This window comes from Pseudoduganella lutea (genome assembly GCF_004209755.1).
In the GTDB taxonomy this organism is placed as follows: Bacteria; Pseudomonadota; Gammaproteobacteria; order Burkholderiales; family Burkholderiaceae_D; genus Rugamonas; species Rugamonas lutea.
This window is the reverse complement of the sequence record NZ_CP035913.1, coordinates 1,654,160-1,669,415: the sequence shown is the minus strand read 5'-3', so window position 1 is coordinate 1,669,415 and position 15,256 is coordinate 1,654,160. Positions and strand designations below refer to the sequence as shown.

General features: G+C 61.4%; 12 protein-coding genes and 1 tRNA gene. 9 read left to right on the top strand and 4 right to left on the bottom strand.

All coding sequences use genetic code 11. The features are described 5' to 3' along the window. The first annotated feature begins 122 nt into the window (after nt 1–122). Complete coding sequence (acs, locus tag EWM63_RS07065) at nt 123–2,111, top strand: acetate--CoA ligase (protein WP_130185892.1); 1,989 nt, start codon at nt 123–125, stop codon at nt 2,109–2,111. Nucleotides 2,112–2,420: 309 nt separating this feature from the next. Further along, nucleotides 2,421–2,511 (top strand) — tRNA-Ser (locus EWM63_RS07060). Between the two features lie 187 nt (nt 2,512–2,698). On the opposite strand, the gene EWM63_RS07055 is transcribed toward EWM63_RS07060, so the two are convergent. Further along, nucleotides 2,699–2,902, bottom strand: coding sequence for a hypothetical protein (locus tag EWM63_RS07055; RefSeq protein ID WP_130185891.1), 204 nt, complete (start codon nt 2,900–2,902; stop codon nt 2,699–2,701). A gap of 329 nt (nt 2,903–3,231) precedes the next feature. Here EWM63_RS07055 and EWM63_RS32015 point away from each other — a divergent pair, with 329 nt between their 5' ends. Further along, nucleotides 3,232–4,038: a PEP-CTERM sorting domain-containing protein gene (locus EWM63_RS32015; protein ID WP_207221256.1), complete on the top strand. Its 807-nt coding sequence runs from the start codon at nt 3,232–3,234 to the stop codon at nt 4,036–4,038. Nucleotides 4,039–4,221: 183 nt separating this feature from the next. On the opposite strand, the gene EWM63_RS32290 is transcribed toward EWM63_RS32015, so the two are convergent. After that, a complete protein-coding gene (locus EWM63_RS32290) occupies nt 4,222–4,905 on the bottom strand; it encodes a PEP-CTERM sorting domain-containing protein (RefSeq protein ID WP_229487780.1) in 684 nt (227 codons plus the stop codon). Between the two features lie 210 nt (nt 4,906–5,115). Here EWM63_RS32290 and EWM63_RS07040 point away from each other — a divergent pair, with 210 nt between their 5' ends. From EWM63_RS07040 to EWM63_RS07015, 6 genes are all read left to right on the top strand, one after another. Further along, on the top strand, nt 5,116–5,679 hold the full coding sequence (locus tag EWM63_RS07040) for a PEP-CTERM sorting domain-containing protein (RefSeq protein WP_130185890.1): 564 nt from the start codon (nt 5,116–5,118) through the stop codon (nt 5,677–5,679). A 615-nt stretch (nt 5,680–6,294) separates the two neighbouring features. Then, nucleotides 6,295–7,575: a sensor histidine kinase gene (locus tag EWM63_RS07035; RefSeq protein ID WP_165390770.1), complete on the top strand. Its 1,281-nt coding sequence runs from the start codon at nt 6,295–6,297 to the stop codon at nt 7,573–7,575. A 184-nt stretch (nt 7,576–7,759) separates the two neighbouring features. Next, nucleotides 7,760–8,626, top strand: coding sequence for an STAS domain-containing protein (locus tag EWM63_RS07030; RefSeq protein WP_130185888.1), 867 nt, complete (start codon nt 7,760–7,762; stop codon nt 8,624–8,626). Nucleotides 8,627–8,633: 7 nt separating this feature from the next. Beyond that, on the top strand, nt 8,634–8,990 hold the full coding sequence (locus tag EWM63_RS07025; RefSeq protein WP_130185887.1) for an STAS domain-containing protein: 357 nt from the start codon (nt 8,634–8,636) through the stop codon (nt 8,988–8,990). 22 nt (nt 8,991–9,012) lie between these two features. Further along, nucleotides 9,013–9,429 (top strand): anti-sigma regulatory factor, encoded by a 417-nt coding sequence (locus tag EWM63_RS07020; RefSeq protein WP_229487779.1) that lies wholly within the window; start codon nt 9,013–9,015, stop codon nt 9,427–9,429. A 368-nt stretch (nt 9,430–9,797) separates the two neighbouring features. Beyond that, the gene (locus EWM63_RS07015) at nt 9,798–11,561 is read left to right on the top strand and encodes a sensor histidine kinase (protein ID WP_130185886.1); all 1,764 of its coding nucleotides are present in this window, start codon (nt 9,798–9,800) and stop codon (nt 11,559–11,561) included. Between the two features lie 178 nt (nt 11,562–11,739). On the opposite strand, the gene EWM63_RS07010 is transcribed toward EWM63_RS07015, so the two are convergent. Next, entirely contained in the window at nt 11,740–12,630 is an 891-nt protein-coding gene (locus EWM63_RS07010; protein ID WP_229487778.1) for a transglutaminase family protein, read from the bottom strand. Then, on the bottom strand, nt 12,627–15,215 hold the full coding sequence (locus tag EWM63_RS07005) for a circularly permuted type 2 ATP-grasp protein (RefSeq protein WP_130185885.1): 2,589 nt from the start codon (nt 15,213–15,215) through the stop codon (nt 12,627–12,629). Before EWM63_RS07005 ends, EWM63_RS07010 begins: the two co-directional genes overlap by 4 nt. Between the last annotated feature and the right edge of the window lie 41 nt (nt 15,216–15,256).

The window sequence follows — 15,256 nt, the reverse complement described above, 5'->3', positions numbered from 1 at the left end:
CGCACACTCTCCATAGTGGTTAGAATGGCAGTAATGCCTTTGCCGGACCAAGGCACTGTAAGGGCGTTGTAAGCGCCTCGCCGTACTGTCTTGGCAAACAACTACCACGATGGAGACAAAGCATGAACGCAGCTACCGAACAGCAGGGCCTCGTTGAAACCCGCGTATTCAACCCGCCCGCGGCCTTTACGGCCAACGCCGCCGTATCCGGCATGGATGCCTACAACGCGCTGGTCGCCGAGGCGGAGCGCGACTACGAAGGCTTCTGGGCCCGCCTGGCACGCGAGAACGTGGACTGGCAAACGCCGTTCACCCGCACGCTGAACGAAGACAACGCGCCGTTCTACAAATGGTTCGAGGACGGCAAGCTGAACGTGAGCTACAACTGCCTGGACCGCAATCTGCAGAACGGCAATGCCGACAAGACCGCGATCATCTTCGAGGCGGACGACGGCGCCGTCACCAACGTCACGTATAAAGACCTGCACGCGAAGGTGTGCAAGTTCGCCAACGGCCTGAAGTCCCTCGGCATCAAGAAGGGCGACCGCGTGGTGATCTACATGAGCATGTCGGTGGAAGGCGTGGCCGCGATGCAGGCCTGCGCCCGCATCGGCGCCACGCACTCCGTGGTGTTCGGCGGCTTCTCGGCCAAGAGCCTGCAGGAGCGCATCATCGACGCCGGCGCCGTGGCCGTGATCACCGCCGACGAGCAACTGCGCGGCGGCAAGCAGCTGCCGCTGAAAGCCATCGTCGACGAAGCGCTGGCCATGGGCGGCTGCGACACGATCAAGAACGTGGTCGTGTACAAGCGCACTGGCGGCAACATCAATTTCAAGGATGGCCGCGACATCTGGCTGTCCGACCTGGTCGACAACCAGGCCACCGAATGCGAGCCGGAATGGGTGGAAGCAGAGCACCCGCTGTTCATCCTGTACACGAGCGGCTCCACCGGCACGCCGAAGGGCGTGCAGCACGCCACCGGCGGCTACCTGCTGTGGGCCGCGCTGACGATGAAGTGGAGCTTCGACATCAAGCCGGACGACGTGTACTGGTGCACCGCCGACATCGGCTGGGTCACCGGCCACACCTACATCACCTACGGCCCGACCGCCGTGGGCGCCACGCAGCTGATCTTCGAAGGCGTGCCGACCTTCCCGCACGCGGGCCGCTTCTGGGAAAACGTGCAGAAACACAAGGTGACGATCTTCTACACGGCCCCCACGGCGATCCGCTCGCTGATCAAGGCATCGGACGCCGACGACAAGGTGCACCCGAAGAGTTTTGATTTGTCGTCCCTGCGCCTGCTGGGCACCGTGGGCGAGCCGATCAACCCGGAAGCCTGGATGTGGTACTACAAGAACGTGGGCCGCGAAGCCTGCCCGATCGTGGACACGTTCTGGCAAACGGAAACGGGCGGCCACATGATCACCCCGCTGCCGGGTGCCACGCCGATGGTGCCGGGTTCGTGCACGCTGCCGCTGCCGGGCATCATGGCCGCCATCGTGGACGAATCCGGCGCCGACGTGCCGAACGGGCAGGGCGGCATCCTGGTGGTGAAACGCCCATGGCCTTCGATGATCCGCACGATCTGGAACAACCCGGAGCGCTTCAAGTCCGGCTACTTCCCCGAGGAGCTGGGTGGGAAGTATTACCTGGCTGGCGATGGGGCGATCCGGAACAAGGATACGGGCTACTTCACCATCACCGGGCGGATCGATGATGTGCTGAACGTTTCCGGGCACCGGATGGGGACGATGGAGATCGAATCTGCTCTCGTCGCCAATCCGCTGGTCGCTGAGGCTGCCGTGGTTGGGAAGCCGGATGATACGACCGGCGAGTCGATCTGTGCGTTTGTCGTGTTGAAGCAGGCGCGGCCTACGGGGGAGGAAGCCAAGCGGATCGCTGCCGAGCTGCGCACGTGGGTGGGCAAGGAGATTGGGCCGATTGCCAAGCCGAAGGAGATTCGGTTTGGGGACAATCTGCCGAAGACGCGGTCGGGCAAGATCATGCGGCGGTTGCTGCGGGTGCTGGCGAAGGGCGAGTCCATCACCCAAGACGTCTCTACGCTCGAGAACCCGGCGATCTTGGATCAGTTGAAGGAAACCGCTTAAGTCTGCGGCTTATGCCATGGGGACAGGCCCTGCGGGCCTGTCCCCAGCCTTTGATTCTGGGGCTGCTGTGTGCTCGGCCTGTGCAGGCGTCAGGCGACAGGCAACGGTTCTCGCGGTTGGTGCCTCTCCCTGGTTCTTTGCCCTGGCGGCGTTCGTGCTTCCGGGCTGCTCTCGCTCCTGGTCTCACATGATGAGCCCAAGCGCAGGTGACCCAGGCAAACCACCGAGCCCGTTCCTTTCCGAGAAAAAACTTTGCACTCTACAGGCCACCTGCTATAATCTGCGCCTCTCGCAACGCGGGAGAATGCAGGAGAGATGGATGAGTGGTTTAAGTCGCACGCCTGGAAAGCGTGTTTAGGTTCATAGCCTAACCGGGGTTCGAATCCCCGTCTCTCCGCCAGGGATTCTATAAGGGCCGCTTCGATAGCGGCCCTTTTCATTTGTACTATTGCGCAGCCTTGTACTATTCGATCTCGCTTATCGCCGCGGCGCATGCCGGTCAGTAAAGCGATGCGGATGTATGCCTGGACTGCCAGCACGCTGCCGGTCTTCCGCTTCGAATCCAGCGACAGGCACTCAACAATCTCCTAGTCCTTGCTGTACCTGGTGCGTGCTTTCTCGCCAGTCAGCTGGACCTCGCCCTTGAATGAGCGCCGGTCGATCAGGCCCCACTCGAGCGCTTTCGTCAGCGCGTGCGACAACACTTTCATCTCCTGCCGCGTGCCGGTCTTGCGTTCGGCACGGTCGACATACTGGTAGACGTGCCGCGGTTTGATGTCGTTGAATCCCATCTAGCCGAAAATGGCGCGGATGGGTTTCAGCGCGCTCCTGTTGTGGCTCTGCGGCGCGGCAGGCTTGGCCTCCGCCGCAGTGGGGCGGCGTGTCCGCCGAGGCGCTGGTGCCGCAGATCCGCGCGATCAACGGCGGCACCGTGCACCTGCGGTCCAACAACCTCTCGCAAGCGAGCATTCAGACGGAAGGTGTGCTGGTCAGTCAGCAGCAGGCCATCGATGCAGGCCTTACTAGCCATTCGCTATTGTCGTGCCGTTACCACATGAGGCATACATTCGCTACGTAACACGCTAATATACATGTCTTATTTATAACGGCTGGAGAAAGCATGCGCTCTATTTTTACGCCCCTTCTAGCGGTTCCAGCGATACTGTTGCACTCTGTAGCGCTCGCGGAAACTTCAGTTTCAGTTCCAGCATTCGCGCTCGATATATCTTCGTACGAGAGCTATAGCCAGTTACCAGTGTCAGTAGAAGTGCCAACTGCCTCGATTAGCATCCTGTCAACCAGTCAGACTTCGACAGTAATCAGTCTGGATAGTTTTGAGGGCGCGCTTGATGTGCGGGCAGGTGGTTCCCATATGTTAGCGTATGTTTGGGCTACAATGACTCTGCAGGCTGCTCTCGGATACCAAATCACGGGCATTGAATTTTCCGCCTCGACCTATGCGATCCGAAAACCGCCAACGTTACCAAGTAACGCTATCATCGATGGCTATGGCGGATTCGCAACCTATGCATGGTCTAGTGCGGCCATTTCTGATGTCGGCGCCTCGGAACCGCTGACCGAGCAGTATTTCGTCTCGAACTTTACGACCCCGATACCAGTGGGGTGGAATCTGTCGAATCCGGCTGGCTTGAGCAACTTCGATCTCACGATGGAGGTGTGGAGCAGCGCCCGAAGCTTCGCAACTTACTACGTAATGCCAGACGAGGAGTTTGGGACCTGGCATAAGGCTTATGGCACTACTGAGGTCTACTACGTCGACCCCTTGCTGACTGTATATACGGCTGCTCTGCCGGTACCCGAGCCTGGTATATGGACAATGATGGGCGCCGGCCTGCTCCTCATTGGTGCGACGCGACGCCGTTACGTTGCCCAAGCCAAAGGGCTATCCCATCAGCCTGGGAAGTGAAGCGCCCTCTGAATGCCGAATGCTATGCATCTGAACAGTCATTGTTGTGAACTGCAGACTACACTCTTCGGCACCCGTAACAGGCACTGAGCGCTACCGATAGTTGGAACTTGCGATAGCACCGACCATGGATGCTGTCGCTCGTCTGTGTAGTCCGCTCACTTAGGCATCACGTCCGGTTCATCAGGCGTGCGCGGTGGGCGGCGCACGGCGGCTACGGCGGGCCAACGCAACCATGCAGAGGCCCGCTCCGAGCATCAGATAAGTGGATGGCTCAGGTACCGCCGATATGACGCGAATATCCGTAATGTCGGCTCTCAGCATCATGGTCGTGAAATCCAGGTATGAACTTTGCCGAAACTCAACAAAGCTATCGTCGGCAAAGCCGTTCCATTGATTTGCTGCTGGCAGGTATCCCTCTGCAATGCTATCCGCGGCTGGATGGTTGAAACGGCCGCGTAGGCTGGCCATATAGGTTTCATCGCTCCAGCCTTCTGTGCGAATCATGTATGGGTCGTCATACGCGGTTGTGATCAAGTTGTCGCTCGTTTCAAAGGAAAATACCTTGGAGGAGTTTTCAAACTTCAACGTTTGCTGAAACTTCGCACCAGACAAGTAATAGTTGTAACCCATTTCCCAATTGCCATCCCGACCGAGCCCGGTTTCCGTGTCATATGAGAACGTACCCGTAACCGTTTGACCGACTGAAATGCTGAACCCAGTGAAGTCATTACTTTGCACCGGCACATCGGTGTACGGCCATATACTCTCTGTCTCAAACATTTGTGTAATGACTGCGGTGTATTCCATCGTGATAAGAGCTGCATGGGCCTGAAAAGCGCTCGATGCCAAGATCAGTGCTGCCATGAAAGATTTCATTTATGCTTCCCCTCTACGTTAGGTGTAAAGGATTTAAGTCTAGCATTTTGCCAACATATGATTCTCTCCAATTCCCACGGAAGTCAGGTATGCGGATGTTTAACCCAGAGAGAAATCACTGACTATCAAATTGCAATTTGTGCAATAAAGACCGGGTGTCGGATATGATGGCAATCTCAACTTTTCTCAGGAGTCAGAATGAAGAAAGCCCTGCTTGCTTTGCTGCTGACGGCAATGGCCTCAGTGCATGCTGCGCCGATTTCCGTGACCTTCACGTATGAAGGCGCGAACTATCAGTTCAGGGACTACCCTGTAGAGTGGATGCCGTCCGCTAAGCTCGTAGCCAGTTTCACTGGCGAAGATGTAAACGGCGATAACGTCATCACCGCGGACGAGCTGACAAGCTTGTATGCCGAAGGCGTCGATTACTTGGCATCCGACAGCCCGACCAGGGACTACCATCTGAGTTTCAGCTATCGCAACGTCGACGATTATTCAATCGCTGTAGGGTTCACAGCATACTATGACCCAAATGACGGTCAGTCGGGCTGGGCGGGTGGACGCGACGCCTCTTGGAGTCCCACTGAGCAGACCTGGGGCTGGGGCAACGATGGTGGAGGCTCAGAGAGGTGGACAAGCACGAACGAAACAGTGGCCAGCGTGGTCTCCTCCGTCCCTGAGCCAACGACCATCGCCATGCTCGGGATTGGTTTGTCAGTTATCGGCCTGAGCCGTCGGCGGTCGAAAGGCTCCGCACGGTAACTCCCGTAGGCCCGTGGTGAGGATGCACCTACCATGGGCCATATCCTGAGGGTGGCGGTCAAAGTCTGGGGCCGACACGGCCAGCTTGTGCAGCGTACGACCGCCGTCTCCTCCGGCCATTAACTTTCGCCCATCACCCCCAACGGCGTCACAGTAACCTCCACGTCCAACACCTGCACCACTCCGCAACACAATTCCCCGCATCGGCATCACATCACTAAAATCCCGTCCCACCCAAGCGTAATGTGCCTATCGCCAACCAGGCAGCAACGGCGTCGAAATCTCCATCGCCCAGGCATCAAACTCGCAATGTTCAACAATCCGATGCGTCAACTCCAGCGCGCCATCCAGCTGCGGACGGCAAGGCGTATAACTCTCCCGCACATGCGCTTCCAACTCCGGAAACGAATCTACATGCAGCGACTCGTAGAGATCCCTGTCCCCCAGTGAAACGCCCTCAAGTAAGCATCCAAGCGCCAAAACGGCACTGCAGTCAGCTCACCGCCATCGACCTAAGGCAGTGAAGTTGTCGACATCTGTCAGCATCCTCACGTTAGAATGCAGCGATCTACATCATTTCTGCGACTTGCCGTCGCCAAGCCAGCCTCCCTACTTATGTTAACCGTTCAACTTATCAATGAATTTGATGTCTTTTCCGCACGCCAGCGCGCCTTGCAAGTCGCTGCGATCTGCGGCTTCAGTTCATTGAATCAGGTGAGGCTCGGCACCATCGTTTCCGATATCGTTCGCAGCGTGGTGTCATCCGGCGCCGCTGGTACCCTGCAATTCAGCCTGGGGGGCGCGATGCCATCGACACGCCTGGGTATCTCCATCGCCACCGGGGCCTCGAACCCTCTCGATCGCAGCGCCTTGGCCGAGCCGCTGCGCCTGGCCAACGATTGGGCCGATACGATCGATTACGACCAAGCGGACGGCGCCATCGTCATGTGGCGGCAGTGTCCTGCCAGCAGTTCGCTGACCAAGGATTCTTTCGCGACCGGGCTCGCCAAGGTCGATGCATCGTCGGCCGATATTCGCCGGGGATCCAGCCTTCGCCAGGACACCTTGCATCAAAAGATCGCCGGCCTGACGGCGGACAATTCGGTCTTGACGGCACGCGCCGATATCCTCGAACGCCAGGCGCGCCAGTTCGCAGAGCGTCAATGGAGCAACGAGGTGCGCTATGCCGCTGCCGTGAAGGCCGATGCGCAGAAGGGGGAGTTCCTCGCCGTCCTGGCCCACGAACTGAGAAGCCCGCTTTCAGCGGCAAACGGTGCCGCCGAACTGCTGATCAACGCAAGCCACCTCGACGCCGCGCAAATCGCCAACATCGGCAGGCTGATCAAGCGCCAGGTAGGGTATATGAGCCGGCTTGCGGAAGACCTGCTCGATGTGTCCCGTTTCGAACGCGGGACGATCGCGCTCGGGCGCGAAGTCGTCGACCTGGGGCAGGTGACGGAGTCCGCCATCGAGCAGGTGGGGGCGCTGATCGCCGCGAAGGTCCAGGCCGTTCGAATGGTCGCATGCGCTGACGCGGTTGTCGTCGGCGACCGCACCCGACTGACCCAGGTGATGAGCAATCTGTTGTCCAACGCCAGCCGATACTCGCCTTCCGGCAGCGAGATCCGCATCCGCCTGGCCATCGACGGGGAGCACGCGGTCGTCGAAGTCGCCGACGATGGCATTGGCATCGATCCGCAGCTGATTCCCACCATGTTCGACTTGTATGTCCAGGCTGACCTGACGGTGGCCGCTCGCGACAGTGGCCTGGGCCTTGGACTGGCACTTGTCAAACGGCTGGTCGAGGCCCATGCCGGCACGGTATCCGCGCGCAGCGATGGAAAGGATGCCGGCAGCACCTTCTCGGTGCGGCTTCTCCGTCATCGCGGACCGTAGGTTTCGCCCTCCTTACTGCCATCCTGCCGGGCATTGACACGTATTCCGCGCCCAGGATGCTCCTTCGTACACCAGCCGGCCGGTCATCCCGGCCCATTCTCCGATTAATGCATTGATAACTTATTTCTGTGTGATACTGGGTAAGCCACTCACCAAGTAGTTCGGCAATAACCCAGGAGAATGCATGAGCATGGCAACGACAGGCCTTTTGGCCAAAACCCTCAACGAACATCAGGCAACCTTGCTGGAGGTGTGGCTGGGCGGCATGCTGTCCCGCATGGTCCGCCGGGACAAGGTGGCCGAGGGGGAGATCCGCCAGCAAGCCACGCGATTCCTGCCAGAGGTAGCGGCCACCCTGGAGCGGAGCCAGAATTATGAATTCAACTCGCCCGCATGGGCGGACGTGCGGCAGACATTGGCCGAGATTTCCATGGGGCGCTTGCGCCAGGGTTATTCATCGACCGACACGGCCGCGTTCATCTTCTCGTTGAAAGAACCGCTGTTCGAGCTGGTACGCCAGACGATGGCGCATGAGCCGGACACGATCACCACCGTGATGACGGAAGCGGGCACGCTGTTTGACCGCATGGGCCTGTTCACGATCGAAGAGTACCAGCGCGGTCGCGAAAGCGTGATCATGCGCCAGCAGCAGGAGCTGCTGGAACTGTCCACGCCAGTCGTGCAGCTGTGGAAGGACGTGCTGGCGCTGCCGCTGATCGGCACGCTGGACAGTGCCCGCACCCAGGTGGTGATGGAGAACCTGCTGCAGAAGATCATCGAGACCGGCGCATCGATTGCGATCATCGACATTACCGGCGTGCCGACAGTCGACACGCTGGTGGCGCAGCACCTGCTGAAGACGGTGGCCGCGGCGCGCCTGATGGGCGCGGACTGCATCATCAGCGGCATTCGCCCCCAGATCGCGCAGACCATCGTGCACCTGGGCGTGAACCTGGAAGACGTGACCACGAAAGCCACGCTGGCCGATGCGTTCCTGGTTGCCCTGAAACGCGTGGGCGCAAACGTGACGCGCGCCGAACAGACTTTCTGAGGTGGCGATGGAGCATATCCCCATCCTGAAAATGGGCAACCTGCTGCTGGTCACGATCCAGGTCGACATGCACGACCGGCTCGCGATGACACTGCAGGACGACTTGACCACGCGCATCGTCAAGGACCACGCGAGCGGGGTGCTGATCGACATCTCGGCGCTGGACATCGTCGATTCCTTCATCGGCAGGATGATCAGCAATACCGCGGCAATGGCGCGTATCCTCGATGCGCGCACGGTGCTGGTCGGCATGCAGCCCGCCGTGGCCATCACCCTCGTCGAGCTGGGCCTCACGCTGCACGGCGTGCAGACCGCGCTGAACGTTGAAAAAGGCATCTCGCTGCTGCAGCGAAACGCCACTTGACCCCTTTCGAGACAGGCGATCTTTGAGCTATACGGACGTCGATACGCAACACCTGTCAATCCGTTCCGACGAGGACGTAGTGCGCTTGCGCCAGTGCGTTCGCGAACTGATGATCGCCGCGGGTTTTTCGCTCCTTGAGCAGACCAGGATGATCACCGCCGCCAGCGAACTGGCGCGCAATACGCTGCGCTATGGCGGCGGCGGGGAAGCTCATGTACGCAGGCTCCTCACCGGTTCGCGCAAAGGAATCGGCCTCGCGTTCATCGACCAGGGACCAGGCATCGCCGATATCGATCTCGCCTTGACCGATGGCTACACCACCGGTGGCGGCATGGGCGTGGGACTGTCCGGCGCGAAGCGGCTGGCGGACGAATTCGATATCGAATCGGCCCCTGGCCAGGGAACCACAGTGCAGATCAGCAAATGGAAGTCCTTCTAGCGAATCGGTTGGCGGCGCCAACGCCGCCGGCGGTTTGCGTGGATTGCATGACAAGGTCGCGCCGCCCATGTGCGCCGACCGCTACAACGCCAGGCCATCGGCCATCGGGCAGCACTTCCCACATTTGTAATACCTGAAGTGACACAGGGCGCTCGTCCTACGAAGCGTGGTGTCCCTGTCCCACGCCGGACGGCATCCTGCTGCTCGGCCGTTGTCTATACTGGTTAAAAGTGACACAGCCCGGGAATTGCGATGCACCGCGCCGGTGATCGATCGATAACACGGGGGACATATGAACAAACCATGCCACACCGCCGCCATGCTTTCCGCGCTGGTGCGATGGCCGGGCTGCAAGGTAGAGGTGGCCCATGATGGCTTGCAGGCGCTTGCGCGATTGCAGCCTGGTTCGACACTGGTCCATTGTGGACGCTGACCGGCACGACGAAACCGAGCGTCTTGCCATACTCGATTCCTACGGCATCCTCGACACGCCTGCGGAGCAGGCCTTCGACGACGTCGTCAAGCTCGCCAGCCAGCTGCTCGATGCGCCGATTGCCGCCGTCAACCTGATTGCCAAGGATCGGCAATGGTTCAAGTCGGAAGTGGGCCTCGGCACCCGCGAGATGCCGCTCGGCGATTCGATCTGCAAGTTCGCATTGCTGGAAGACCAGCTGATGATCGTGCCCGATACACGGGAAGATGCGCGGTTCGCCTGCAATCCACTGGTGACCGGACAGCCGGGCTTGCGGTTCTACGCAGGCCAGCTGTTGAAAACAAAGGCGGGTATCCCGTTGGGAACCTTGTGCGTACTTGACGTGAAACCGCGGCCGCATGGCTTGACGCAGCAGCAGCAGTTCGTGCTGGCCACGCTCGCCCAGCAGATCATGAGCCAGATCGAGTTGCGCAAGGTCGTGAAGGACCAGGCGTTGCTGATCGCCCGGCAGGCACAGGTGCAGGGTGAGCTGCGCGAGAGCCAGCGGCTTGCCCTGGAAGTGTCCCGCCAAGCCGAAGCCGAGCGCCGGCGCACCGATGCGCTGCTGGAGGCCGCGCCTGTCGGCATTGTCATCGCCGATGCCAACGGCGCAATCGTCACGATGAATGCCGAAAATCGCAGGATGCTGGGACTGCACCCCGACGCCACCGACCTCGGGCCGGGGCAACCACGGCGGGGATGGTGGGCCGATGGCTCGGCACAACACGGACAGCTGCTTGCGCCACACGAATGGTCGCTGGCGCGGGCCCTGCTCGGCGAGGAAACGCCGCGCCAGGTGATCGAGATCGCGCCATTCGATGCGGCCGGGCCCCGTCGCACCGTGCTCAATTCGGCCCGCCCGGTGCGCGACGAGACTGGCGCCATCACCGGCGCCGTCATCGCGCAGATGGATATCACGGACCGCGTCGACGCCGAGAGCGCACTGCGCACGGCGGACCAGAAGAAGGATGAGTTCCTTGCCATGCTCGCGCACGAGCTGCGCAACCCGCTCGCACCGATCATGTCGGCGTCCGCCATCCTGTCCAACTTCCACTTCGACGAAGGCGTCGTGCGGCGTACCGGTGCGATCATCGCCCGGCAGGCCGCGCATATGACCTCGCTGATCAACGACCTGCTGGACGTTTCACGAGTTACGCGCGGCAAGGTGGAATTGGACACCGCGGAACTGAACATCAAGGACGTGATCGCCGACGCCATCGAACAAGTCCGGCCACTCGTCACACGCCACCAGCATCACCTGGATGTGCTGCTTGCACCGGTGCAGGTGATGGTCAAAGGCGACCGCAAGCGCCTGGTGCAAGTGTTCGCGAACCTGCTTGGGAATGCGGCGAAATACACACCGGATGGCGGACGTATCGAACTGCTTCTCGAGGCGCAGGCCAGGACGTTGACGATCTCGATCCGGGATAACGGGATCGGGATGTCCGCGGAGCTGATCGATAGTGCGTTTGACCTGTTTTCACAGGGCGCGCAGGGGCTGGATCGTAGCCAGGGTGGGCTGGGGATCGGGCTGGCGCTGGCCAGGAGTCTTGTGCACCTGCATGGCGGGGCGGTCAGTGCGAAAAGCGACGGGGCGGGGATGGGGTGTCAGTTGGAGGTGACGTTGCCGCGGGTTGGGGCGGCAGCTTGCAGTGGCTGAGCTAACGTCGACTAACAGGGTAAGTTTTGAGGTGGCAGGGCTGTGTGATACCACTCAGCTGACCCGCAGGTTGGGAAGCATAGGGATGAGATAGGAGATCTCCTATCTCTGCCGGGATTGGTGCTGGCCTCGGATCAAGGACGTTTTATTTGACCTTCGCCTCACAACGGCGTCACCGTCACCTCCACATCCAGCACCTGCCCCCACCTCCCAACACAATCCCCCGCATCGGCGTCACATCACTGAAATCCCGTCCCCACCCGAGCGTAATGTGTTCATGCCCCACGAGGCAGCGGTTGGTCGGATCAAAATCCACCCACCCCATCTCGGGACAAAACACCGACACCCAGGCATGCGAAGCATCCGCCCCCACCAACCGCGGCTTCCCCGCCGGCGGATGCGTTAGGATGTACCCACTGACGTAACGAGCCGGCAGCCCGAGGCTGCGCAAGCAGCCGATCATGAGCTGAGCAAAATCCTGGCAAACTCCACGCCGGCCCCTTAGCACCTGCTCCAACGGCGTCGAAATCTCCGTCGCCCTGGCATCGAACTCGAAATCTTCGAAAATCCGATGTGTCAGCTCCAGCGCGGCATCGAGCTGCGGCCGACAAGGCGTATAGCTGACCCGCGCATAGGCTTCCAATTCCGGGAACATATACACATGCGGCGACCCATAAAGATACCGGCAAGCCTCCAGGGTGGCGGCACTCTTCTCCTTGGTCATCATGTCCCGCGTCCCCTCCCAGGGCAGCGTGCCACCGATATCCACCAGGGTAGGGCGCGCAAATAGCGCAACAGTCGATTCCGCATGCACCAGCAAACTGTCATGCGGCACCGTCAGCGAAACATGCCGCGTACAGTTCCCAAAATAGTCGGTGCCATCGCGCGTATCGTCCACCGAACGATCGACCCAGATCTGATGCGACTCGGTCTGCTGGAGAGCAAACGACCGCGGCGTCAGATGCAGGTACTGCTGCGACAAGGTCACCGTGCTCTGATACCGATACCGCGTCTCATGCACCACCCGATACCGCGCGCGCACCTCACTCGAAGGGAGCAAGTCACTCATGATCTCCGGCTCCTCTGCTGCCCATCCGTATAACTGAAGAACTGCACGCTGATCTGCTCCGACAAGGCGGCACTGGCAAGCTGGATGCGGCTCAGAAGATCGCTCAAATGCGCATTGGCGTAATTAAGGTCGGCATCCGGCTCGAGCGCCAGCACTTCCTCCCGCAACGGCGCCAGCAACTCGACGCCACAGGCTCCATGGGTCAAAGCGATCTTGCGAAGCGCTCCGAGAATGCCATCCATCTGGAACAGGATCGAGCGCGGGTTGGTGCCGTCGCGCAGCAGCAGGTCGAGCACCGGCAGCCACTCGGGCTGGGCGCGGTAGCGGGAGCGGTAGGTAATGATGCTGTCCGACAGTTCGAGCAGCCATTCCAGGTTGCCGTTTTCATCCATCGCCAGCGCGCGCTGCAGCACCACGCTCTGGAACTGCAGCCGCTCCAGGCGGCGGCCGATCGACATGAATCGCCAGCCGAGGTCGCGCGTCATGCCGTCGAGGGCGAAGCCGGCGAGCGTCATCAGCGCGGAGGCGGCGTCGTCGAGGATCGTCATCGCTTCCGATTGCGACGGCCGCTCGCCGGGCGGGGTGGCCGGCTGCGCCATGCGGTTCAACGCGCGCCAGTTGTCGATCGAGAAGCGCTCGTGCAACTGGCCGGCGAGGCGCACCAGTTGCTGCTGCTGACGGGCCAGGCCGGGCACATTCGGTGACACCACGGCCAGCAGCAGGGCCGACTCCAGTTCGGCATCTGTGAAGATGGCAACCGCCTGGCTCTGGCTTTGCGATTGAGCACCTTGGCCGGAAGTCTGGCTTTGCATCTGCACTGCTTGTCCGGCCACCGGCCGTTTTTCGCCATCGATCAGCTGGAACCAGATGCACAGTGCCTCGACGGTCGGCCATTCGGCGCCGCGCTGGTCGAAGCGCACGTTGAACAGGAAGTTCAGGGCCACGCGCAGCAGGCGGGCGATGTTGTCGCAGCGTTCCGCATAGCGGCCGAACCACAGCAGGTTTTCCGCCACGCGGCTCGACAGGTTGCTGTCTTCGCGCACGAGGTCAGCGCCGGTGATGCTGCGCTGTTGCAGGCGCGGCACAGCCACCCGGGCGCGTGCCTGCACCCACGTGTCCTTGCTGGCGCCGCCCATCTTCATCGTCAGCACCCGCGCATCGGGGCCGGTGGCCACGCGGGTCAGGCCGCCCGGCATCACCACATAGCCGTTCGGCGTGGCGCAGGCGAACACGCGCAGGCCGATGGCGCGCGGTTGCAGGCCGGGCCCCGTGCCGGCCTTCCAGACGGGCGCCCGCGAAAACTGCACCACTTCCTGGGCGATGTAGTTGTTTGGATTGGCGCGCAGTTTGGCGATAAGAGCTTCGCGCGCGTCGCCGGTCAGGTCCTGGCCGAACACCGTGGTCGGCGGCAGCTGGGAAAAGCTCGGCTTGATGACGAGCCGGTCCAGTTTGCCAATCACCGCTTCCAGCGCGGCGGGTTCGCCGCACCACCACGTGGCCACCGATGGCATCTTGAGCGGTTCACCCAGCAGCCGGCGAGAGAGGGCCGGTAAAAAGCCGAGCAGGGCACCCGATTCGAGCAGGCTGGAACCCAGGCTGTTCGACACCAGCACATTGCCGCGGCGGGCCGCCTGCGTCAGGCCCGCCACGCCCAGCATGGAGCTGCGCAGTTCGAGCGGGTCGCACGATTCGTCGTCCACGCGGCGGATGATCACGTGCACCCGGTGCAGGCCCGCCAATGTTTTCAGGTACACCACGCCGTCGCGCACGGTGAGGTCGCTGCCTTCGACCAGCGGCAGGCCGAGATGGCGCGCGAGATAGGCCTGCTCGTAGTAGCTCTCCGTGCGCGGGCCGGGCGTGAGCAGCACGATCAGCGGCATCTCGCTCTCGCGCAGCGGTGCCGGGGAATCGCCCTTGGCCGCGGACAGGCGGCCCCAGTGCACCAGGCTGTCGTGCATCGTGCGGAAGAAGCCTGCCAGCGGCTGCACCTTCAGTTCGCGCAGCAGATCGGGGAAAGTGGGCGAAATGATGGCGCGGTTTTCGAGCGCATAGCCGGCGCCAGATGGCGCCTGCGTGCGGTCGGCCAGCACCCACCAGCGGCCGTCCGGCGCCCTTGCCAGGTCCACCGCGTAGAAGTGCAGGGCGATATCGTCGTGGTGACTCATGCCGTGGCAGGGGCGCAGGAAGCCGGCGTGGCCGTGCACCAGCGCTGGCGGCAATAGGCCTTCGCGCAGCATGTCCTGCGGGCCGTAGACGTCGCCGAGGATTTTATTGAGGAGCCGGGCGCGCTGGATCACCGCCGCCTCGATGCCGCTCCATTCCTCGTGCGGCAGGATCAGCGGCAGCACGTTCAAATCCCACGGGCGCTGCATGCCGTCGGCGTCGGCGCGCACGTTGTAGGTCACGCCGTTTTCGCGTACCTGCCGCTGCACCATTTCGTGGCGCTGGCGCATCATGTCGGGCGGTTCGTGCTCCAGGCTGTCGAGCATGGCGCGCCAGTGCGCGCGCGGCACGCCGGCCGCGTCGAGCATTTCATCGAAACCGGCGGGCGCGGCGAGGTAGGACTCAAGAAGATTATTGGACATGTCGCACGGCAGCTATACTTTCCATCAGGAACTTAAACAGT

Bases quoted from the DNA above. Each gene is read 5' to 3' on its own strand.
- EWM63_RS07035 (WP_165390770.1), top strand. From the start codon at position 6,295: ATGTTAACCGTTCAACTTATCAATGAATTTGATGTCTTTTCCGCACGC.
- EWM63_RS07030 (WP_130185888.1), top strand. From the start codon at position 7,760: ATGAGCATGGCAACGACAGGCCTTTTGGCCAAAACCCTCAACGAACAT.
- EWM63_RS07005 (WP_130185885.1), bottom strand. From the start codon at position 15,215: ATGTCCAATAATCTTCTTGAGTCCTACCTCGCCGCGCCCGCCGGTTTC.
- EWM63_RS32290 (WP_229487780.1), bottom strand. From the start codon at position 4,905: ATGGCAGCACTGATCTTGGCATCGAGCGCTTTTCAGGCCCATGCAGCT.
- acs (WP_130185892.1), top strand. From the start codon at position 123: ATGAACGCAGCTACCGAACAGCAGGGCCTCGTTGAAACCCGCGTATTC.
- EWM63_RS32015 (WP_207221256.1), top strand. From the start codon at position 3,232: ATGCGCTCTATTTTTACGCCCCTTCTAGCGGTTCCAGCGATACTGTTG.
- EWM63_RS07010 (WP_229487778.1), bottom strand. From the start codon at position 12,630: ATGAGTGACTTGCTCCCTTCGAGTGAGGTGCGCGCGCGGTATCGGGTG.
- EWM63_RS07055 (WP_130185891.1), bottom strand. From the start codon at position 2,902: ATGGGATTCAACGACATCAAACCGCGGCACGTCTACCAGTATGTCGAC.
- EWM63_RS07040 (WP_130185890.1), top strand. From the start codon at position 5,116: ATGAAGAAAGCCCTGCTTGCTTTGCTGCTGACGGCAATGGCCTCAGTG.
- EWM63_RS07015 (WP_130185886.1), top strand. From the start codon at position 9,798: ATGATGGCTTGCAGGCGCTTGCGCGATTGCAGCCTGGTTCGACACTGG.
- EWM63_RS07025 (WP_130185887.1), top strand. From the start codon at position 8,634: ATGGAGCATATCCCCATCCTGAAAATGGGCAACCTGCTGCTGGTCACG.